11 protein-coding genes are annotated in these 23,970 nt (G+C 39.1%); 2 read left to right on the top strand and 9 right to left on the bottom strand.

Features of this window, described 5'->3' with window-relative positions; translation table 11 throughout:
- Window positions 1–75: 75 nt before the first annotated feature.
- Window positions 76–10,626, top strand: a complete 10,551-nt coding sequence (locus tag CIK00_RS03920; RefSeq protein ID WP_233426527.1) for a T1SS-143 repeat domain-containing protein — start codon at window positions 76–78, stop codon at window positions 10,624–10,626.
- A 386-nt stretch (window positions 10,627–11,012) separates the two neighbouring features.
- Here CIK00_RS03920 and CIK00_RS03925 read toward each other — a convergent pair whose 3' ends face one another.
- A complete protein-coding gene (locus CIK00_RS03925; protein ID WP_101767633.1) occupies window positions 11,013–13,256 on the bottom strand; it encodes a peptidase U32 family protein in 2,244 nt (747 codons plus the stop codon).
- 416 nt (window positions 13,257–13,672) lie between these two features.
- On the opposite strand from CIK00_RS03925, the gene CIK00_RS03930 reads away from it, so the two are divergent.
- The gene (locus tag CIK00_RS03930) at window positions 13,673–14,056 is read left to right on the top strand and encodes a hypothetical protein (protein ID WP_144043147.1); all 384 of its coding nucleotides are present in this window, start codon (window positions 13,673–13,675) and stop codon (window positions 14,054–14,056) included.
- A 73-nt stretch (window positions 14,057–14,129) separates the two neighbouring features.
- Here the strand turns inward: CIK00_RS03930 and CIK00_RS03935 are convergent, their stop codons facing one another.
- The 8 genes from CIK00_RS03935 to gcvH all read right to left on the bottom strand — a co-directional run bounded on the left by CIK00_RS03935 (window position 14,130) and on the right by gcvH (window position 23,944).
- The gene (locus CIK00_RS03935) at window positions 14,130–14,747 is read right to left on the bottom strand and encodes a TPM domain-containing protein (protein ID WP_101767635.1); all 618 of its coding nucleotides are present in this window, start codon (window positions 14,745–14,747) and stop codon (window positions 14,130–14,132) included.
- On the bottom strand, window positions 14,747–15,478 hold the full coding sequence (locus tag CIK00_RS03940) for a TPM domain-containing protein (RefSeq protein WP_101767636.1): 732 nt from the start codon (window positions 15,476–15,478) through the stop codon (window positions 14,747–14,749). The genes CIK00_RS03935 and CIK00_RS03940 overlap by 1 nt, the downstream gene beginning before the upstream one ends.
- Window positions 15,479–16,078: a LemA family protein gene (locus tag CIK00_RS03945; protein WP_101767637.1), complete on the bottom strand. Its 600-nt coding sequence runs from the start codon at window positions 16,076–16,078 to the stop codon at window positions 15,479–15,481.
- 249 nt (window positions 16,079–16,327) lie between these two features.
- Complete coding sequence (locus CIK00_RS03950) at window positions 16,328–17,323, bottom strand: succinylglutamate desuccinylase/aspartoacylase family protein (RefSeq protein WP_373322866.1); 996 nt, start codon at window positions 17,321–17,323, stop codon at window positions 16,328–16,330.
- A gap of 34 nt (window positions 17,324–17,357) precedes the next feature.
- Window positions 17,358–18,833: a putative basic amino acid antiporter YfcC gene (yfcC, locus tag CIK00_RS03955; RefSeq protein WP_233426535.1), complete on the bottom strand. Its 1,476-nt coding sequence runs from the start codon at window positions 18,831–18,833 to the stop codon at window positions 17,358–17,360.
- Window positions 18,834–19,304: 471 nt separating this feature from the next.
- Window positions 19,305–20,420 (bottom strand): HD-GYP domain-containing protein, encoded by a 1,116-nt coding sequence (locus CIK00_RS03960; RefSeq protein WP_101767640.1) that lies wholly within the window; start codon window positions 20,418–20,420, stop codon window positions 19,305–19,307.
- 242 nt (window positions 20,421–20,662) lie between these two features.
- Window positions 20,663–23,542: an aminomethyl-transferring glycine dehydrogenase gene (gcvP, locus tag CIK00_RS03965; protein ID WP_101767641.1), complete on the bottom strand. Its 2,880-nt coding sequence runs from the start codon at window positions 23,540–23,542 to the stop codon at window positions 20,663–20,665.
- Window positions 23,543–23,563: 21 nt separating this feature from the next.
- Window positions 23,564–23,944: a glycine cleavage system protein GcvH gene (gcvH, locus tag CIK00_RS03970; RefSeq protein WP_101767642.1), complete on the bottom strand. Its 381-nt coding sequence runs from the start codon at window positions 23,942–23,944 to the stop codon at window positions 23,564–23,566.
- Window positions 23,945–23,970: the final 26 nt, after the last annotated feature.

Below are 23,970 nucleotides of genomic sequence, written 5' to 3' on the forward strand. Positions count from 1 at the left end.
GTTGCGATTGATGCAAGCCAACAAGCGGACTTAATTAAAGAGCTTAACGCTGAACTGACATCTAGCGGTCACGCGTTGACATTTACGGTTGATGCGAATGGTAATTTGGTTGGTACTCTTGCAGGGACTGATACCGTTGCAGTGCGGGTTGAATTAACACCAACACAAGATGGCCAAAACGTTAACGTTGAAGTCAAAATCATCCAAGAACTTCCCCTTGATCATAAAGATTCAGGTAATGGTATTTATGTTTCTGTCGATGGTGATGACATTGCGATTAAAGTCCCAGTGCAAGCCAAAGACACTGACGGTGATCCATTAGATAACCCGGCCACGATTGATATTACGATTAAAGATGGTGCGAACCCTGTGTTCGGTATCGACAGCGGTATTACGATTAATGAAACCACCGAGGCAGATAAGATCATTGCAGGTCAGATCCCACTCGATGTGGGCTCTGATGATATCCAATCTATTCACTTTAATACGGCGCAAGACGGTCTTGCCAATATCAGCAGTAACGGTGAAGCCACCACATTTACGGTCACCGGCAATGTATTAACGGTTGTTGATAGTGATAATAAACCAGTGATGGTGGTGACTATCGCCACGGATGGTTCATATACTGTTGAAGTGACCGGACCTATTGATCAAAACAGTGCCGATATTGCTGACATTAAATTGGCTGTGACGGCAACCGATAAAGACGGTGATACCGCTAATGGTGAATTAAATATCACTATCAACGACGGCAGTGATGCGGTTGGTGGCGAGAATATTGATATCACGCTGACAGAAGGTGATCGTGATGTTGATGGCAGCGGTACTAGCACCGGTGGCGTCGATACCACGTACCCTGTGGAACAAAGCGGACAGTTAACACTGGTTGCGGGTGAAGATCGTCTTGACCCAAATACCGTTGCGATTGATGCAAGCCAACAAGCGGACTTAATTAAAGAGCTTAACGCTGAACTGACATCTAGCGGTCACGCGTTGACATTTACGGTTGATGCGAATGGTAATTTGGTTGGTACTCTTGCAGGGACTGATACCGTTGCAGTGCGGGTTGAATTAACACCAACACAAGATGGCCAAAACGTTAACGTTGAAGTCAAAATCATCCAAGAACTTCCCCTTGATCATAAAGATTCAGGTAATGGTATTTATGTTTCTGTCGATGGTGATGACATTGCGATTAAAGTCCCAGTGCAAGCCAAAGACACTGACGGTGATCCATTAGATAACCCAGCCACGATTGATATTACGATTAAAGATGGTGCGAACCCTGTATTCGGTATCGATAGCGGTACTACTATTACGGAAACAGAAACTGGTGTAACTGCAACTGGAAAGATTCCACTCGATGTGGGCTCAGATGACATCGCAAATATTAATTTCACATTGTCTCAGCCGACTCTTGAGCATCTTGTTTCTAATAATCAAGCGACTCGCTATGTTGTTAATGGTAATGAAATTCAGGTTGTTATTGACGGCGGTACGAATGATGGCGAAGCAGTCTTAACCATCACTATTGCTAATGATGGTCATTATATTGTTGAACAACATCAACCTATTGAGCAAAATAATGCCGCGGGCGATAGTGTTAATATTGAGCTTGGTGTTGTTGCGACTGATGACGATGGTGATACGAGTAATACGGGTCAATTAGAGATCCATATTAAGGATGGTCTAAACCCTACAGGTGAAGGCGTTCAAGCCAATATTACTATTACAGAAGGGGATTTAGAAAATCCTCGCCCAGGAAAAGGTTACCCTGTTGTTGGCTCCGGACAATTTACTGTTGATGCAACTGATGATGACTTAGTCGCTAATTCGTTAACAATTACTGATAGTGTTAAGTCGACATTGTTAACTGAATTAAATGGCCTTACATCTGATGGTGAAACGTTAAGTTTTAATGTTGAGATTGGAGCGAATGGCGTCATTACCATTACTGGTGTAACCGCAACAGGCGGACACGAGGCAGTGACTATTACGATGACACCATCATCATTAGCAAATGGTGATGTCAGTGTCGATATGACTATTCAACAATCACTACCATTAGATCATTTGAAATCTAACGGTACATTTGTTGATGTCAGAGGCGGTAAGATCACGATTAATGTTCCTGTTCAAATGCAAGATACTGATGGGGATGCGTTAGATAAACCTGTTGATGTTAACATCACGATCAAAGATGGGCAGAAACCGTCATTTGGGAACGATACGTCAGCAACCTTAGAAGAAGGTACATCAGGTCAGGCAACTGGTTCTGGCACAATCAATGTTGATACTGGAAGTGACCAAATAGCAAAAGTCTATTTTGGCAGCGAGCAAGCATCATTAAATGGTTTAACTAGTAATGGCCATGCTACGAGTTATCATTTGAGCGCTGATGGATCGAGTGTGATTGTTGTACTGCAAAGTGATCCGTCTCAGGTTGTGATGGAAGTGAGTATTGATATTGATGGTCATTATACCGTTACCCAACAACAACCGATTGATCAAGTTGATGATAAAGCGGCTGATAATGAGAATATCGACTTAAACGTTTATGCACAAGATCATGATGGTGATGTCAGTAAGCCAGGCCAGATTACGATCAATATTCATGATGGTAATAATGCGGTAGGTGGTGAAACAGGTTCAATTATTATTACTGAAGGTGATTTAACCCCTGCTACTGGTCAACAAGGTTATCCTGTTTCAGGTGATGTTAATATTGACGTTAAAGCTGGGGTGGATCGCCTTAATCCAACCACTGCGACCATTGATAGTACTAAACTCACGGCATTGATTGATGAATTACAATCAGAATTAACCGCAAATGGCGCAAAGATCAGCTTTAATTATGATCATAGTACTGGTGTGTTAACGGGTACCGCTAGCGGACATGTTGTTATTACAGTCACGGTGTCGGCAACCCAAGCAACGAATGGTCATGATGCTGATATTAAGGTATCTATTACTCAGTATTCCCCTCTTGATCATAGTGGTAATACTGACGGTGGATTGGTTACTGTTGATGGCGATAGAATCGTCATTGATGTACCAGTACAGATACAAGATACCGATGGTGATTATCTTGGTGGTGATAGCGATAACTATATTAATGCTCAAATCACCATTAATGATGGTACTGGCCCAGTGATCACTGCGGCTCCTGCTTTAACCGTTGAGGAGAGTGATTTAGCTTCAGGCTCAACACCATCAGGTGAGGGTGAATCAGCATTAGGCGATATTATCGTTAATTCTGGTAGTGACTATGTTGTTGACTTTAAAGTGGATGTTGACTCTTTTAATCAACAAAATGACATAACCTCGAATGGAAATAAGATAACGTTATCGCAATCAAGTGAAGGTACTTATCAAGGTATTGCTGATGGTAACGTTGTGTTTACCTATTATTTGTTACCAACAGGGCGCTATATTTTCCAATTGCATGGGACTATAGATCATCCAACCCAAGGTGAAGATCAATTAACCATTGAAATTCCGGTGTACGCCATTGATAAAGATGGCGACGTAAGTGGTAGTGTTAATATTGATGTCACCGTGAAAGATGATATTCCATCGGTTCACAATGTGACATTAGCGACGGTAGAAGATAGTTCGACAACGCAAGAAAATGTGATTACAGCAGCGGGCGCTGATGGTGCTGAAGTGACAGCATTGATTGTTGATGGTCAGCATATTGCGTTGTCTAGCTTAGAGCAATCTGGTGAATATCGAATCTATGAAGTGAAAGATGGTACGCAAGTATTAGGCGATCTGATGATCAAGCCTAACGGTGATACTTACTTTATAGCCAAAGATAACATCTCTCAAACCCAAGAAGATCTGATTAAAGAGATTGGTTTTGAGGTCACAGATGGCGATGGTGATACCGCAACGGGCACAATTACATTAGATATTTCCGATAAAGACGCCACATTACAAGTTGAAAATAGTATCGGTGAAGAAGAGGATGGTCGTCATTCTACCGATGCTACAGACAACGTTGATCCTAATCGTGGTGGTATTGAAATCAATATGACCATTGACGGTGGGGATAACGACCGCGGTGAACATGTTGGTACGGTAACTATTCAACCGCAAACACAAGCACATGGTGTGTTTATGTATAACGGTCAACCACTTACGGTTAATAGTGATGGCAGTGTGACGTTACCACCGGCCGCATTTATTGTTGATAATACCAATCCACCGGATGTGACGTTTACTTTACAAGGGGTTACTTTTGTTCCTGATGAAGATTATTCAACCTCTGCTGCGGGCATAAAATTTGATGTGGTTGCACAAATTAACACTACCGATGGCGGTAATCATCCAGTAATGAATGGTGAGTTTTCCGTTAATGTTCAAGGGATTGCAGATACACCTGTTTGGAATGCAAGTTCGGTTGATCATTATGTCACTACAGAAGATCAGAATAATGTCTTGCTCAATGTTGTCGCTGATTTACAAGATACTGATGGTTCAGAAGCGCTATTTTATTTCATTACTGTTCCGGTTGAATACCAAGATAAGTGTACTTTAGAAATTGGTGGTCAGTTATTAACTGAAACTTCACCAGGTTCTGGTGTATATAAAGTGACAGTGAGTCAGATGGCATCAGTTGAAGTTAATCCAGTTGATAACTTCAGTGGTGATATTAAGTTAACCATTCAAGCACAAAGTAAAGAAAATAATAACTTTGTAAATGGACATCAATTTGCTGATTCTGCAGAGAAAACAGTCATTATTAATGTAAATCCTGATGCTGATAATGGTGAACTTAAAGTAACGCGTGTTGAAGCAGATGAAGATCAGCGTATTGATTTATCAAGCCATATTACGTTGATATCATTGGATGATAATACTGATGGATCTGAGACTTTATATCTGCAAATTTCAGCCCTGCCTGAAGGGGCAGTGTTGTATGTTAATGATCAGTTACTGACTCCAAATGCTGATGGTGTATATGAGATTTTATACCAAGAACTCAGCGGCTTATCAATGCAACCACCATTGGACAGCAATGTTGATTTCAGTATTACCGTTAATGGTGTTGTGCGTGATGTCGCACAAGTGACAGATGCTAACGGCCAAGTGACGACTGAGACCAGTGAAAAAATCATCGGTCCTCAAACGATTGATGTTGCTTTAACTGGGGTTGTTGATCGCCCTGAAATCGTCCCTGATAATATTGATAATCCTGATTGGACACCATTGGATAATGGTCAACACGGGTTACAAACCACCATTAAAGAAGACAGTGAAGCGACATTCGACTTTAAAGTCATCTCTGGTGAGCACACCAATGCTGATGGTCATACCGATGGTTCGGAAACATTAAGTGTGGTTATTTCAGGAATCCCAGAAGGTACGGAACTTTATGATTTTAAAGGTAATTTTCAAACATTGGTTTATGCAGGTGAAGACAGTGATGGTCAGCCAATTTATCAGGTCAATCTTGCCTCATTAACGAATATAGTGATTAAGCCGCCTCATAATAGTACTGAAGATCTTCATCTTGATGTACGAACAGTCGTTACTGAAAATGATGGTGCGAGTACGAGCTTTAACGGCAAATTAGTGATTCATATTACCCCTGAAATTGATGAGATAGATTATGAGATCGTCTCAAATGGTTTAGAAGATGAGTCGACAGTAGTTAACTGGCAGCCTTCTCTTTCTGACAGTCAAGAACATATTACAGGGTTAGTTTTAAATGGTTTACCAGTAGGTTATCAATTATTTATTAATGGAACATTATTGGCAAATGGTGGAACAGGTAGTGTTGAATTTACAGATCAACAACTACAGATATTACTTGATGGCGGTAAGCTTACAGTAACGGCACCTCATAATTCAGATCAAGATATTCAGTTAACATCGACGGTTACCGTGTCTCAAACGGATGTTGATGGTGATAAAGAAACCGTTACCAAAAATATTACAGGTACATTAGACGTAGATATTAAAGCTGTCGTTGAGCCTGATGGTAATCTCATTATTGATGATAACGGTACGGTGGTTACAACAATTGCATCTAGTAGTAATGGTGTTATTGACCTGTCAAATGATGCCAATTCTGATGGTAAAATTGTATGGGAAAATGATGATACTTCAAGCTCTGAAGTGATCACTCAAATTGTATTAGACCCTATTCCTGAAGGCTTTGTGATTATTGGTGGTATCAATAATGGTGATGGCAGTTGGACAGTACCGCAATCCGCTTTAAATAATCTTAAAATTATTGCACCAGAAGGCTATAACGATAAGTTAACACTGAATATCAATGCGCTTGTTCAAGATATGAGTGATGACGGTGACGTTAGTAATAAAGTTGAAGAGAAAGGCACTATTACACTTGATTTTAGCGCTAATACTGAAACTAATGATAAGCAAGCGGCTGATATTATTGTTGATGATAACTATATTGTAACGGGTGACGAAGATCATTCTATCGATCTCGGTCAGCAGATGATGGATCATATCGTTAAGGTAAGTACCGCTGGCGGCGAGCAGGTACATGATGATTTTACCTTGGTAATTAACGCCAATGATTTACCCGCTGGAGCGTCTATTTCTGGCGCTGAATTTAATCATGTTACTGGTGAGTATGTATTAAAAGTATTTGTTGATCTTAATGGCTCGATTGATCTTTCAGATGTTAAATTAAACCTTCCAGTTGACTATGCTGGAGACTTTAAATTTGATGTTAAATATGTCACCACTGATACTGAAAGCGGTGACTATAAAACGCAAAACGACACTATTGCGGTTCAAGTAGCCCCTCAAGTAGATGGCCCTAGTTCGGTCACAGTTACAGTTGTTGAAACCGAAGGATTGAATGCAGATAAGCAACCAATCTCAACCTCAGATGATAAACAAGAGCAAGTTTACGATAATATTGCGTATGAAGATGGTGATATCAAACTTGATCTTTCTGTTAGCTTAAAAGATCTTGATACCTCTGAAACCAGTGGTAAAGAAACAGTGCAATCAGTAACACTGACATTAGCTAACACTAGCGATGGGGTATTTATTGATGCGGATGGTAACGTATTAGGAACATCAATTACGGTTGAACAAAGTCAACTTGATAATATCCATTTCCGCCCGACATTAGATTTTAGCGGCAAGGTGGATATTAATGTTAGTACAACCGTGGTTGATACCGCTATTTATGACCAAACGACAGGAGTAACAGTTACAGACAGTAAAGTGTTTGATAATACTGTTAGTTTTGATGTTATTGCCGTAAATGATCAAGTTAAATGGCAAGGTATTGATACTCCGATTGTTGGAGATGAAGATACTGCTATTCCGCTTACTGGAATCAGTGGATCGTTAGAAGATATTGATGGTTCTGAACGTATCGTTTCTATTAAGTTAGAGAATGTACCTGAAGGCTTTATTATTGAAGGGGCAGTCAATAATGGTAATGGCGTATGGACGATTACAGCATCAGGTGAGAGTTTTGATTTAAGTGATATTAAAGTTCGTCCACCCCATGATTTCAGTGGTAACGTTGATTTTGATATAGTGGTTTATTCAAAAGAAGACTCACTTGATAAGCCCGCAGAAAATCGTGAAACGATCACTATTGATGTTAATCCGATTGCCGATAAAGTGGATACCGATGTTGATCAAAATGTAAGTGGTGACGAGAACAGTCCTATTACGCTGGATTTGGGTATTCAAGCTTTTGATGATCAAAAAACCATTAATAATCCAGGAACAAATGTGCATGAGAATGGTGCAGAATCATTACAGATCACCATTACTAATGTGCCAGATTCAAGTTCATTTACTCTTCCTGATGGCGTTGCTGGTAGTGCAGAAAAACAACCTGATGGCTCATGGATTATTAAAGTAACAGGATCAGATTTGGATACGTTGATTTTCCATCCAGGTGACGCCAATAATCAAACCGTTATTGATGGTAGTATTTGGAATGGCGACTTAAATCTAGATATTCGAGCTGTGGATAATGGGGTTGTTGGTACGGAGAGTGTTGCTGTTGACAAGACGATTCACGTTGATATAACACCGGATAATGATGCACCAGTAAACTATTTACCATCAGATCCACTAACGGTAGATGAAGATGCGACGTTAGTGATTAAAGATCTACAAATCACAGATGTAGATAGCAATGACCATGATGCTGTAATGGACATGACCGTTACGTTAAGTGTTGAACATGGGCAACTTGCTATTGCTGCGGGTGCCGATATCTCTGGCTTAACGATTACCGATAATAACGATGGTAAATTAGTTATTCGTGGTGATTTAAATTTAATTAATCAACTATTAGATCAAGGTATTAATTACACTGGCGATAAAGATTTTAATGGAACAGATAGTCTTACTATGACTACCGACGATAACGGTAATTCAGGCGCAGGTGGTGCATTAACTGACACCGATAGCATTGATATTACGGTTACTCCTGTTAACGATGCGCCAATTAATACCGTACCCGCACCATTTGATGTTAATGAAGATGGTAGCCATGTTATTGCCGGATTGAGCATTGCCGATGTTGATGCCAAAGAAAGTGGTACTTCTGGTCAAATGACGGTTGAGCTTAATGTTGAACATGGACAGCTATCGATTATTGCAGCTGATACACAAGGGTTAACGGTTACCGATAATGGTGATGGTAAGCTCGTAATCAGTGGCGATATTGACAAGATTAATACCTTGTTAGATGGCGGGATTAAATATACGGGTGATACGAATTTCAACGGTAATGATCAGCTAACAATGACCACATTGGATAATGGTAATGTTGGTAGTGGCGGTACATTAACAGATGTAAGTACGGTTGATATTACTGTTGTTGCTGAAAATGATGCACCAGTAAACGAAGTACCAACAACCATTACTGCGAGTGAAGATACGGCTACGGTTGTTGATGGGCTTACAGTAACAGATGTCGATTTTAATGAGCTTGCTAATAACGAAGGAATGTCAGTTACTTTATCCGTTAACCACGGCTCATTATCAATTACTTTACCTATCAACAGTGGCGTTGAAGTTACTGATGATGGTAGCGGTAATGTGGTACTGAAAGGCTCAATGGCAGATATTAATACTGTGCTTGATAGTGGTGTAAGTTATACCGCAACTGAAAACTTTAGTGGCAGTGATGAACTGACTATTACGACAACGGATGGTGGCAACACTGGAACCGGTGGTAGTTTATCTACTACCAATAAAGTTAATATTACAGTAACGCCAAAAGCAGATGCGCCATCATTGAGTTTAAGTACCGATCATCTTCAAACTGCTGCGATTCAAAGTTCATTAGGAACAATGTTACCGTTGATTGGCTTAATTGTTGCGGCATCGGCTGATGCTTCTGAGACACTTACTATAAAAATTAGTGATTTAGGCTCAGCATCGATTGTTGATAAAGCGGGTAATGTTATTGGTACTGATTTAGGCAATGGCGAGTGGCAGATTACAGCTCAGGATTTAAGTGACGTTTATATTAAAGATCTTGATCAAGGTAGCCATACTATACGCATGGAAGCAGTATCAACAGAATCTGATGGTTCCCAAGCTATATCACCACCAGTAAACATCAATGTGGTTGTTGATGACCTTAGTGCTACTAATAATGTGATTGGTCAGAATAGTGCTTCTGACCAAGCTAATTTAGTGATTGATAGTACAGCACAAGCAACGTTATTGGGCGGTGATGGAAATGATATTTTGGTCGGTGGGTTAGCATCTGATATTTTAGTTGGCGGTCGAGGCGATGATATCTTATGGGGTGGTGATCTCGATGGCAATGGTGATGGTGTTAAAGATACCTTCCTATGGTCTGACAGTGATTTTGGTACTGCTAATGCGCCAGCAACTGATACTATCATGGATTTTGAAGTGGGTATTGATACCATTAGTTTGGGTGATGCACTTGAGAGCCAAAATATTCAATCTTTAGATGACCTTAACAATCGTCTAAATATTATTGAGCAACAAGGTAATACCGAAATTCAGATTTTTGATGACCAACATCAAGTGGTGCAAAATATCATTTTGAATGGTGTTAGTCACAATGATCTCTTTGGTGACAATACTACCAGTATGACTAACGAAGATAAACTGGATTCGTTACTTAATAGCGGTAATCTTGAATTGGGTGATAACTTTGGTAATCAACAGGACAATACATTAATTGCTGATAACCAAGGCGAATCATTATTTGGTTTTGATGGTAATGATATTCTTGTTGCTGGCCAAGGTAATGATATTTTAACTGGCGGTAGTGGTGATGATGTATTTACATGGCATGAAACGTCGCTTTCTACCATATCAAATACTGATACCATTACCGATTTTGAATTAGATAAAGATCAAATCAATATCCATGATTTACTGACTGATGATGAAAATGCTAATTTAAATATGGATGATTTATTAAGCCATGTAAGTGCTGATGTAGATGGTAAAGGCAATGTCAATCTTGATGTGAGTAGCTTTGAAGGTAAGTCGCAACATATTGTGTTAGAAAATATCAATCCACAACAAGACTTAGGCCTAGCTGATGGAGCATCTTCTGCTGACATTGTGTCATCTTTGTTTAGCCATAATGCATTTCAAGTTGATAATACTAATTAGTTACAACTATAAGTTCAATTAATTCGTTTGTATTATTAGTTTTAAAATACTTGATTACCACTATTTAATTATGGTTGTTAAATAGTGGTAGTCAGGAAATATGATAAACATAGGGTAGCTATGAATTAATTATAGTAATTGAAATATGTGAGTACTCAGATTGATATTATATCGAATAAGCAGCGTAAACGAGCAGAAGTGCATATTGAGAATAATTGAGTGAAATTGACGTCAATGTGGAACAAAACGGTTGTATATCTTAAAGCTGATTGTGCTGTACCGTCGATACATATTCCAGCATAAAGCACATAAACAGCCCCTAAAATAGCAGGCTGTCTAATATTATTTTATTTTGTTGTTTTGAGACTAAATTATACCGCTAACGCTTATAAACCTTGAACATATTGGGCATTAGTTGATATAGGTACTAAATTATCCAGTTCAGCTTTAGCATCATCATTACCAGCAAGTAGTGCTTCAAAGTGTTTGATTAGTTCTACTTTGTCTTGTTCTTGCTTAGAACCTGCACCGATATTGGTTAAATCAACAAAGAACTCGTCAAATAAATGCGAGAAATCATTCACTGCATTAAAGTTTAAGAATTGCTCATGGTTATAAATGCTTGGGTAGCCACCTTTTTGTTTATCAACCGCAAACGAAATACCTTTCACATTAGTAATGGTTGTTGCTTTTTCACATTTCAGCATACAGCCAGCGTCAATGGCTGGTTTCTTACAGCCAACGGTTTGTTGGAAGAAACATTGGCGACTGGTCATCATCAGAATGGGATGATAAATACTGTAACAGAGCTTAAAGTTTTCTGGACAGGTTATGTTTCTGATTTGACCACGATTAATCTCGTTAGAAATAAAGGCACCCGCACAGTTTAATTCTTCTTTTAACGTAAGAAGGGCGTGTGAGTTGGTGGTATTTAAGAACGGTCCTGCGACCCACTCGATACCCATTTCATAAGCTTTATAAGCAATACCAGTATTGTTAGTTACGATACGCTTAGGTTTCACTTGCTCAAGGATTTTGACTGATTCTAAATAATCTTTACCAATTAATACTGCCGGGAACCAAGGAATCAAACGTGGGTTTTCTTGTAATAACGTAATGTGTTTAAGACAGTTCTTTTTCAAGCTTTCAGGGAGTTTGAAGTAGATATCAGCATCTGTTACATCAGCAAGGTGTAAATCTTTTTCATTGGCAATCAGTAACGATAGTTTAGGTGTTGATGATACTTTCTCGTGCTTAGGCAATGCAGGTACATCAACATGGTTAATTACGTTACGAGAGCCATTTAATAAGAATGCTGCTTGGTTTTTTAGATCCGTAATTTCTTTAAACGGCACCGTTAAGTTGGCGTCAAAGTTGTCAAAGTTTATTGGCGCAAGATCAAACGTCGCATTACTAAAACTACGGAAGCGTTTATCAATGGTTTCTGGCGTAATTGCAATCTCATCGGCAACGCGTAATAACGAATCAGTTTTTACTTCAAATGATGTGTTACCCGCCATAATATTAAGCGTTAACGGCGTGTTTTCTTTGGCAGTGAAAGCAAATGTTAGAGTGACTTTATCAATGTTTAAATCTTTAATCTTATCGGCTAATTCAGCACCTAATGCATTTTTTTCATTATAAAGATCTTGTTTTATATCATGGATTTGAACAACAGAAATGGCATTGTTTTTTTCAACTGCATAATTGACACTGTTATCACGCGGGTTATCGGTAAACATTTTCTTGTTGAGATCGCCCTGTAAAAATGAGTTGGTGAAACTACGGTTAAAGACTTTATGTAAGTTGCTGTCGTCAGCTAATAACTTACCCGATTCTATGAAGTTATTGATCTGCTTACGCCATGTATCAACCACGGTGTAAACATAATGAGCGCCTTTAATACGGCCTTCGACTTTTAACGAATCAACCCCTGCATCGACCAGTTCAGGTAAATCAAAGTAGGCTGAATTATCTTTTAAGTTAAGTGGGAAGCGATGACCTTCAGCGGTCACTTCGTATTCGTCACGGCAAGCTTGACTACAACGACCACGGTTACCTGAGTTACCGACACTGACTGAGCTTGAGTAACATTGACCAGAGAAGGCGATACATAGCGCGCCATGGACAAAGACTTCGGTTAATACATCATGATCATGAGCGACGGTTGTTAATGCTTTAATCTCACCAAGGTTGAGCTCACGCGATAAGTTAACTCGTGTAGCGCCGATTTTGTGTAAGAATAAAATCTGACCTTCGTTGTGGGTTGTTAACTGAGTAGAAGCATGGATATGTAATGATGGGAAATGTTTTTTAACAATGTTGAAGATACCCAAATCTTGTACGATGATGCCATCAATGCCACTGTTAACCAGTTTATTTAGCAAGCGTACCAAGCTAACAACCTCGTGTTCTAATATCACGACATTGAGCGTTAAGAAGACTTCACAGTTGTGCTCATGTGCCAGTCGTAATACGCCATTTAGCTCATCATATGAAAGATTGGAGGCGCGGTTACGGGCATTGAACATATCTAAACCACAGTAGACAGCATTTGCACCAGCAACAATCGCCGCTTTAATTGCTTCTACGTCACCACCCGGTGCCAATAATTCTATTTTTCTACTCATGCGAAATAACCCACTCAATGCTTTTCTTGTAATTTTTGAGGGGGCATTCTATCTGTATCTGTGAGGTAATACCATAAAATAGGCTTTTGTTGATATAAATCAATCAAAGAAATATAAATATATGCATGCAAATCTAGATGAGATGGTCGTTATAACGTTGCATTACAATTGTGAGTGACTACAGTAACATCAAGGTTACTTATAGCGGGCGAATTACAACATATGGGTGTCCAATCATCTTTGTTCTATGCTTTTTATCATAATTTTATGATTTTCTTATTGATGCATAAAAATAATAATTATTGTGATGAAGTACACGATTATAGCTATCATTAATTCGTAGGCATTTATTTTATAAGAGGAAATGGATAAGGTGCTTGGTAATAAGCATGATAAATATAAAGATGGAGTTTTATGTGAAAAAGGTATTTATTATTATATCATTAATTTTTCTTTATGGGTGCAGTGATGCTCCAAGTACCTCTGTAATTAAAAATGAAATTGAACAAGGGTTACAAGAATCTAAGTTCTCAAATATTCTTGAGTTTCAAAACATTAAAAAAGTAAATGGTTTTGAAGAAAGTAATAAGATATATATTGCTGATATTACTTATGATATTCATTTTCTAAAGGGATTAAATGAAATTAAACAAGAGAGTAAAGGTAATTCTCTAATGTCTTCCTTTGGAACAATGGCTCTTTCTATGCAATATGGTAATTTTAAGGCTGGAGATATACAGCCTCAAGAACTAAAGTTAACAATGATTAAAACTGAACAGGGATGGAAAATAAAAAGCTAGGGTTTTAAATAAATTGTTGAAATAACCTCAGGCTATTTCAACAATTAATATTAGTGGTTAATTGTTTCACACGTTAATCAATAACGACTAAACAATTCGGTAATTCATTTTTTTCTTCCGTGTACGGTAGGGCGTTAGTTAATAATTTACCAGATTGCTGTAAACACTGAATAAAGCCTTCAAACGTTTTTCCTGCTTTAACATCTTTGGTGAAATCTCGGACTATGCTTTGCCATGCTTCATCACTGATACAATCATTAATGCCATAATCTGTTAAAATTTCAACATAATGCTCAGCTTCGCAAACAAAGATCATTACCCCTAAATGCTGTTTAGTACGATGAACACCATTGGTTAAAAACTGCTCACGAGCAACCAGACTTGCACGGCGATGTTTAACTACTTTTGGTAATAAACGATACTTAATAGCTGGAATACGAAAGATCAATGTAAGAACAACAAAAGCAGCTAATTGCACTAATAGAATATCCGTTAGCTCTAACCATAATGGAGTAATGATTAACAGTGCAGGAACAAATAGCGCAATAATGGCCGCCCATAAGGTTGGGACAAAGTAATAGTCATCAGCCTTTGTTGCCATTATGGTAATTAACTCGGCATCGGTGGTTTTTTCCATATCACTGATGGTTTGGCTAATTGTTTGTAGTTGTTCATTTGTAAATAATTTCATTACCATCCTCCTGATGCACCGCCGCCGCCAAAGCCACCGCCGCCACCACTAAAACCACCACCGCTGCCGCCACTACTACCTCCTCCGAAACCACCGCCAAAGCCACCACTGGTGAAAACATCACCATTGCGGCCATAATAGGTTGAACGGTTGCGACGACGACGGCTAAAGGCAACAATTTGAATGATCACTACAAGTAAAATAAACAAATAGAAATCGTAGGGTGGTTTATCTTCTGTCGCAACAGGTTTGTATTCACCATGGATAGCAGCAATGATTGCAGTTACACCATTATCGATTCCCGTTGCGAACTTACCGGCCTTAAAAGCGGGTTTAATGTGATTATTAATAATGTTAATTGCAATCGCATCAGGTAATGCACCTTCTAAGCCATAACCGACTTCGATACGCATCTTTTTGTCATTTTTAGCGATAATTAACAATACGCCATTGTCATGTTGCTTCTGTCCAATCCCCCAAGCACGACCGAGTTGATAGCCATAATCGGCAATTGGAATGCCATTGGTTGAAGGTACGGTGACTACCACCACTTGGTTGGACGATGATTTTTCTTCTGCGGCAAGCGTTTGTTCAAGCTGTTGAGTTTGAGCTTGATTCAGTATATGAGCGTCGTCGACCACTCTCCCTGTTAATACAGGGAAAGTGATTGCAGCCAATGCACTCTGGCTGATAAACAACAAAAGCCCACAGATAAGTAGGACTTTTTTCATTTAGAATTCAACCTTAGGCGCAACATCAGCGTTAAGTGTTGTTGCTGTGAAGTTAGGTTTGATTTTTAGATCGCTGTACATTGCCCAGTGCCATAAACGACCAGGGAAAGTGCGAATTTCAATATTAAAGGCTTTCACTGCATTGATGTAATCACGACGTGCAACAGCGATACGATTCTCTGTACCTTCTAGCTGTGCTTGAAGTGCGATAAATTGTTGGTTAGCTTTTAGATCAGGATAGCGTTCTGATACAACCATTAATCGAGATAACGCACTGCTTAGTTGACCTTGAGCGGCTTCGAATTTCTTAAAGGCTTGTGGGTTATTTAATGTTTCCGGCGTGACTTGCATCGATGAAACTTTAGCGCGAGCTTCTGTCACTGCGGTTAAGGTATCTTTTTCGTGAGCAGCATAACCTTTAACGGTTGCAACTAAATTGGGAATTAAATCTGCACGACGCTGATAGTTATTTTGCACTTGTGCCCAATCAGCATTAGCTTGTTCATCAAGGGTCGGGATGGTATTGATGCCACAGCCTGTTAGTTGTGTTAGCAGTAACACGATAAACAGATATTTGATTGATTTGAGATATTTCACCATAAGATTCCTTCTATTATGCTTTAAAGGGTTATTATTGCTCAAGTAAAGCATACATTGCACCATTATTGGTAAATGATCTTTGATAATTATGACAAATTAACGGTTAGTGGTATTTATTTATATGATCTTGGTGGAAAGAGAGAGCGGTTAGGTGGGTAAAATACTTAATGGAAATGAGTGTTAGATTAATAATAACCCATGCTAATCATTCATCTAGCATGGGTATTGTGATGGCGTAGAACTTAATGGTTAATCGTGAATAAGACGTACAATTAACGCCCCTGCGTCACGTAAAGCATCCGTATTATGGCTTAATACGATGCCATCACGAGGAGCGGTATAACGTTTAATTTCATTACCAAACAGATCATATTGCGTTGCGATAATATCGCCCTTGCTTACAGTCGCTAGCATCTCAACATTTGCGAGTGTTATTCCGCCAACATCAGCCTGAATAGAGGTCACATTATTAGCTTCTATTGTGCAAGGTGGTATGGTTGCTGCTGTTAACTGGTGTTGATTTTTAATAATTTGCATAACCCCCATAACAGCACGATTAATTAACGTTGGTTGAGTAATCTTGCCACTACCCACTTCAACAGTAATCGCGCTAACGCCATGTTGATTCCAAACAGTTTCTAATACACCGTGATCGCCAGGATCATTTAAGATTGCATCTGGTATCATTAATCGTGCCATCGCCAGTGCTGATTCAATCCGGAAATCAGCAAACACATACAATGGGTAACAGGTTCCCGTGGTTTGAGTGTGGAGATCTATCGCAATATCGGCATTTGGTAATAATAAATGCTGCCACAATTGAGCAAGGTAACGTTCAGCGGCATTACCTTGATTGTTACCGGGGAAATAGCGATTAAGATTCACGGTAGACAAATCTTGATCAGCACCATGAAAATCACGATGGTGATGAACAATACCCGATAGATTAATCGCTGGAACAATTATCACGCTGCCACAAATGTCAGTATGTTGTAGCTGACGAGCCAGTTGTTGTGCGGTTAAAATACCATTGAGTTCATCCCCATGAATGCCTGCGGTGATCATTACTTTTTTACCCGCTTGCTGGCCTTTAAATATCCATATGGGTAAATGTTGATCTTGATTTAATGCATTAGTTGCAACGTTGAACCAAAACTGATGCTGCCCAATAGCGAGATCGTCAACATTTAATGCTGAAATCACCGCAATATTATTAATAATGTCACCCGTGAGTTGGGTCGTTATTATATTGGTATTGATATTGATATTGATCATATGATTAATTAAATCCAGCTAAGTGAGCACAAACAACCGTCACACTTGAAGTAACGAACAATAGCAACATAAAGCGCCAGCTAAAACGGATCCAATCACCCCAATCAATACGACATACCCCTAATGTTCCCATTAATGATGCTGATGTTGGTACCACGATATTGGTAAAACCATCACCTAACTGGAACGCCAGTACGGTTACTTGACGAGAAACACCAGCAATATCACCTAAGGGGGCGAGTAATGGCATTGTAAGTGCAGCTTGACCTGATCCTGATGTTACAAAGAAATTAAACACAGATTGGAATAGATACATGATCCATACTGCTGCTACATCAGGAATACCACTGATTGCGCCACCCGCACTGTTTAAAATGCTATTGAGTACGCTGGGTTCATCGGCTGAGCCATCACCAAGAATGATTAATACGCCTTTAGCACAACCAACAAGTAGAGCAGGGGCAAGCATGACAACAGCACCTTCTTTAAATGAGGTTGCGATATTATTTAATTTCATATTATTAAGTTTAAAGATAACACCAATAATACCGGCAATAAAACCCATAGTGAAAAATTGAGATGCAATTTCAGGAATATACCATGCGTGTGCCACAACGCCCCATACCACCCAACCGGTTGTGATTGCTACTGTTGCGATGACTAAGGTATAACCAATATTCCATTGTGATGATTGAACTTCTGCTGTTTTTTCACGTAAAAATTGATCAGTTTTAAAACTATAAGATAATTCTGGATTACGTTTGATTTTCGCTGCATAACGCATGGTAAAGATAATACCCATCAAGGTAAAACCTACCCATAGTGGAAGGCGAACTTCCATACCAGAAAGTACGGGCACTCCAGCAATACCTTGTGCGATAGCGACAGAGAAAGGGTTCATCCATGATGATGCAAAACCGACTTGAGTGGCGACATAAGTGACCATTACCGTGGTGATGCCATCGTAACCAAGGCGCAGCATCAAGGGTGCAATAATGATGGCAAAGGCAATCGCTTCTTCACCCATACCAAAAACAGCACCGCCCAATGAAAACAAGACAAATAAAGCAGGAATGAATAAAAAGTCATTGCCTTTTGTTTTATGGATCAGCGCCAGAATACCAGCATCGATGGCACCAGTACGCATGACAACACCAAAAGCGCCACCAATGACGAGCATGAACATAATCACGCCAATGGCTGAGCCCCATTTATCACCAGAAACTAAGCCTTCGAACATAAAGTTCATTAAGCCAATACCGCCTCCAGCACTAAAAAATCCAACGGTGTTATATATTTTTTCACCATTAGCATCAATAGCATATTTAAAAGAAGCCGGATCAATAACGGCACGTGTTTTTTCTACACCATCAGCAATAAAGCTTACTGCATGTTGAGTAAAACTGCCTGCTGGAATGAGATAAGTGAGGATAGTTGCTAATACGCCAACGATAAAAATGATGATTAATGTGTCAGGTATTTGCCATGATTTTTCAGCATCAGGTGCTTTAGGATGATCGATTGAATTGTGCAAAATATAATTCGCTATAAATTGATAATGTATGCATAAAATATCAATTATTATGCGTTATTTATCAATTTCATCTTCTTGTCGTTACCATAAGTAATATTACATTTCATATCGTATAGGTGAATATTTATTGGCTGTAGGAATAATACAAAGTTTTAATGAGTTATTTTTTATAAATATGTATTCGTTATTCTGTTTTTTATTATTTTTATCAATTTTACCTCGTTAATTTTAGCTCGAAATCACAAATTTAATTTCGTATTCTCGGCTAAATATTATGATTATTAATGAAAATAAGGAAAAATTAGCGATAACAGGCTTTTAATATTTTGGTGATGCTGCTTTAATCTGGTATTAGCAAGCAGCTATACCATTAGATGGTATAGCATTAAATAAGGATAAAATTGTTATTTTCAAGTGCTATACGGGTAGTTCTTCTTCAATAACATCAGGATAACGGCTTTGAATCAATGTCACTTTATCGAGAGAATGCAAAATGGCATCAATACAAAGAGGATCAAACAGTGTTCCTGATCCATTGATTAAATACAGTTCAACATCTTCTATTGACCACGGTTGTTTATAAGGCCGATGGCTTAATAGCGCATCAATAACATCTGCAACTGTCACAATACGCGCTTCTAATGGGATCTCGATGCCTTCTAGTTTATCGGGGTAACCATTACCATCGTAACGCTCATGATGATGCCGAATAATATTAAGAATAATATTGAGCTCTTGATGATTATCGTATTTAAAGGTGGTGAGTATATTTGATAGAAGTTGACACCCTAATTCTGGGTGTTGATTCATAACTGCTCTTTCTTCATCAGTATATATTTCTGTTGAATATAATATTTCTTCTGGAATTAAAGATTTCCCCACATCGTGCATGTCAGAAAAATGATAAACCGAATCAACAAAATCACCATTACATTTGCCTTTTTTAACCAAGTAAAGCCCAATTAAACGACTATACTCAGCAACTCTTTTTAAATGATTTTGAGTTTCAGGATCTTTATGATGACTTAATAACAAAACGGTTTTAACAATAGAATGAAATGCTTTTTTATTATTGAAATCATCAGTGATTAGTAAGGTAATTAGAATCGAAAAAGTAGTGAAATAATCAACTTTATCACTAAAGAAATCTTTTATTTTAGCATTGATAAATAACACCCCAATAAAGGTATCGTTAGTATAAATTGGGCATGCCATACTTGAAATACAGTGGCTTTGTAATAATCGTAAATGAATTTTTTTTACCGACGATTGATGAGACAACATGTTATCAATAATATTCAGTTCTAACGATGAACGCATTTTACTTAAGCGCGGTGATTGAGCGATAGAGGCAATAAAAGTGGGAAAGTTATCGCCATAATCAGGGCTACGATAGACTGAATATAGATTATCGTGATCGTCCATACGTGTAACTGCAATACCTATAATTTCAGGGTGAATTTTTTGAACGGAAGAAGTAAAGAGGTCTAGCCGTTCATTGAGTGAACGTTTAGTATTGAGAAATGAATACATCAATAAGTCCTTTTATGATCATATGCATGTTGATTTATATTTGATCAAAGAACGTAACTTGTATAGTGATTTGTTTGTTTTTGGTGTCAATATTTGTAGGTAATGTTAAAATTTTTGATATGTATTGTGGATTTTATTTTTGATGTATTTATCAAAAACGGCAGTTCAAATATAATGAAGACGAATTAAGATATTGAGTCGCCTTCATTATCATAATCTTATAAAGGTATTAATAGTTATTATTACTTATCCATATAACTATCAATACTAGGGCAAGAACACACTAAATTCCGATCCCCATAAACATTATCAACCCGATTGACACTTGGCCAGTATTTGGCATTTTTTGTATGTGCTGATGGGAAGCAAGCGATATCTCGGCTATAACAATGTGTCCATTCAGCGGTTCGTAAATCAACTTGGCTGTGGGGTGCATTGACTAATGGGTTATCTTCCAAAGACCAGGCTCCGGTTTGTACCTGATTAATCTCTTCACGAATGGCAATCATCGCGTCACAGAAACGATCTAACTCGGTTAAATCTTCTGATTCTGTTGGTTCAATCATTAATGTGCCAGCAACAGGAAATGACATTGTTGGCGCATGAAAGCCGTAGTCCATCAAGCGTTTAGCGATGTCTTCTTCTGAAATACCAGAGGCGGCTTTAATCGGACGAATATCAATAATACATTCGTGGGCGACGCGACCTTGTGTTCCTCGATATAACACTGAGTAATGTGGACGTAAACGTTCCATCACATAGTTAGCATTTAAAATGGCTAACTCAGTCGCTTGTTTTAGTCCAGCCTCACCCATCATTGAAATATAAGCGTATGAAATAGGTAAAATAGAGGCAGAACCTAACGCTGCTGCTGATACGGCATATTGATTGTTCTGTGGCTGGTGGCTATCAATGTGACCGGGTAAGAATGGACTTAGGTGTGATTTAACTCCGATAGGACCCACACCAGGGCCACCACCGCCATGTGGAATACAGAAAGTTTTATGGAGGTTTAGGTGTGAGACATCTGAGCCGATAAAACCCGGGCTGGTTAATCCTACTTGGGCATTCATGTTTGCGCCATCAAGATACACTTGACCACCAGCGGCATGGACACGTTCGCAGACTTGTTGAACACATTCTTCATAAACACCATGTGTTGAAGGGTAGGTGATCATAATGCAGGATAAATTATCGCGGTACTGATCAATTTTTGTTTGTAAATCATTAAGATCGATATTGCCTTGTTCATCACAACCCACGACGACAACTTGCATTGATACCATCGCCGCAGAAGCAGGGTTAGTGCCATGTGCTGAACTTGGAATTAAGCATACATTACGGTGACTGTCGCCATTGGCTTGATGGTAACGCTGAATGGCAATCAGACCTGCATATTCACCCTGTGCACCCGAGTTAGGTTGCAGTGATACGGCATCGTAACCCGTGATGGTACATAACATGGCTGATAGCTTTTGGGCTAATTCTTGATAACCCAATGTTTGAGAATTAGGCGCAAAAGGGTGTAATTGACCAAATTCAGGCCACGTGACAGGGATCATTTCAGCGGCGGCATTAAGTTTCATGGTGCAGCTACCGAGCGGGATCATGCCGTGGGTCAGTGAATAATCTTTATTTTCAAGTTGCTTCATGTATCGCATCATGTTGGTTTCACTATGATAGCGATGAAAAACAGGGTGCGTTAGGTAATCACTTTGGCGTTGGCAACGCGTTGGAATTGCAGCAAATTCGTCATTGGCAATTAGGCTACTGTAATGATCAATTGATAAGGCTTTGCCAGTTAATAACGTGAGTAACATTTCAATGTCATCGGCTGATGTGGTTTCATCAATACTAATGCCGAGTTTATGATCATATTTACGAAGGTTAATACCAGCATCTAATGCTTGTTGGTATAAGCTGTCAGTATGTTCGGCGGTGAGTAAAGTCAGGGTATCAAAAAAGGTACTATTTTCAATGATAAAGCCATTATCACGTAAGCCTGCGGCTAATATCGCGGTAAGGTGATGTACCCGCCGTCCTATTTTTTTAAGGCCTTCAGGTCCATGATATAAAGCATAAAAAGCCGCCATGTTGGCAAGTAAGGCTTGAGCGGTACAAATGTTAGAGGTCGCTTTTTCACGACGAATATGTTGTTCACGGGTTTGCATTGCCATTCGAAGTGCGGGGTTACCTTTGGCATCTTTAGATACTCCAATCACGCGGCCTGGCATGGTGCGTTTATATTGATCTTTGGTTGCCATAAAGCCAGCATGTGGTCCACCAAACCCCATTGGAACACCAAAACGTTGTGCGCTGCCAATCACCACATCAGCACCCATTTCACTCGGTGGCGTTAATAGTGTTAGTGCGAGTAAATCACTGGCAACGGTAACTAAGGTTTTGTTGTTATGCGCGGTGGTAATAATATCGGTTAAATTATCAATTTGACCATTGGTGGCGGGGTATTGTAATAAACCACCAAACACATTGTGATCATTCAATTGTTGAGGTTCACCAATAATGATTTCCACCCCAATAAAGTGCGCACGTGTTTTAACAACATCAATAGTTTGCGGATGAACATTAGCGGCAATGAAAAACTGCGTGCTTTTACTTTTACCAGCACGAAGACATAACGTCATCGCTTCTGCGGCCGCCGTTGCTTCATCAAGTAGTGAAGCATTTGCCAGATCCATGCCCGTCATATCCATGACTAATTGCTGAAAATTAAGCAATGACTCTAAGCGGCCTTGTGAAATTTCAGGTTGATAAGGAGTATAAGCGGTGTACCAACCTGGATTTTCTAGAATATTGCGTAAAATTACATTTGGCGTATGGGTATTATAATATCCCTGTCCAATATAGCTTTTATTAACAATGTTTTTAGCCGAAATTTGCTTGAGTGATGCAAGCATATTCGCTTCGCTTTGAGCGGGTGGTAATGCCATTGGCTGGGGTAATGCGATGGCCGCTGGCAGCGTTTGTTGAATGAGCTGTTCTATACTGGATGCACCAATTGTCGCCAACATTTGCTGTTGTTGCGATACGCTAGGACCATTATGGCGCTGAGCAAAATTAGTATCATCACTGAGGGCATTGAGCAGTGTGGTCGAAGTCATCTTTCTTTCCTTGGCGGTGGATTATTCTTCAACGATGGAAGCAAGGTAAGTATCACTGTCGATTAACTCGTTGAGTTGCGATATATCATCTAATTTAATGGTCGCAATCCAACCGCCATTATAAGGGTCTTCATTAATTAACTCAGGACTATCATCTAAGGCGCTATTGGTCTCAAGAATTTGTCCGCTTACCGGTGCGTAAATATCAGACGCCGCTTTAACCGATTCTACTAATGAAAAGGTTTTGCCCGCATCAGTTACATCCCCAATATCAGGAAGATCAACAAAAACGACATCGCCTAATAATTTCTGTGCATGATCTGAAATGCCCATTGTAATGGTGCCGTCACCGTTATCACGTACCCACTCATGACTAGCTGTGAATTTTAGTGTCATTTCCATATATATACTCCTTAGTTGCCATATTG

The sequence above is a fragment of the Photobacterium carnosum genome, assembly GCF_002849605.1.
Lineage (GTDB): Bacteria > Pseudomonadota > Gammaproteobacteria > Enterobacterales > Vibrionaceae > Photobacterium > Photobacterium carnosum.

Excerpts from the sequence above, each read along its gene's own strand:
- CIK00_RS03945 (WP_101767637.1), bottom strand. The coding sequence starts at position 16,078 with ATGGTGAAATATCTCAAATCAATCAAATATCTGTTTATCGTGTTACTG.
- CIK00_RS03940 (WP_101767636.1), bottom strand. The coding sequence starts at position 15,478 with ATGAAAAAAGTCCTACTTATCTGTGGGCTTTTGTTGTTTATCAGCCAG.
- CIK00_RS03925 (WP_101767633.1), bottom strand. The coding sequence starts at position 13,256 with ATGAGTAGAAAAATAGAATTATTGGCACCGGGTGGTGACGTAGAAGCA.
- CIK00_RS03935 (WP_101767635.1), bottom strand. The coding sequence starts at position 14,747 with ATGAAATTATTTACAAATGAACAACTACAAACAATTAGCCAAACCATC.
- gcvH (WP_101767642.1), bottom strand. The coding sequence starts at position 23,944 with ATGGAAATGACACTAAAATTCACAGCTAGTCATGAGTGGGTACGTGAT.
- CIK00_RS03960 (WP_101767640.1), bottom strand. The coding sequence starts at position 20,420 with ATGTATTCATTTCTCAATACTAAACGTTCACTCAATGAACGGCTAGAC.
- gcvP (WP_101767641.1), bottom strand. The coding sequence starts at position 23,542 with ATGACTTCGACCACACTGCTCAATGCCCTCAGTGATGATACTAATTTT.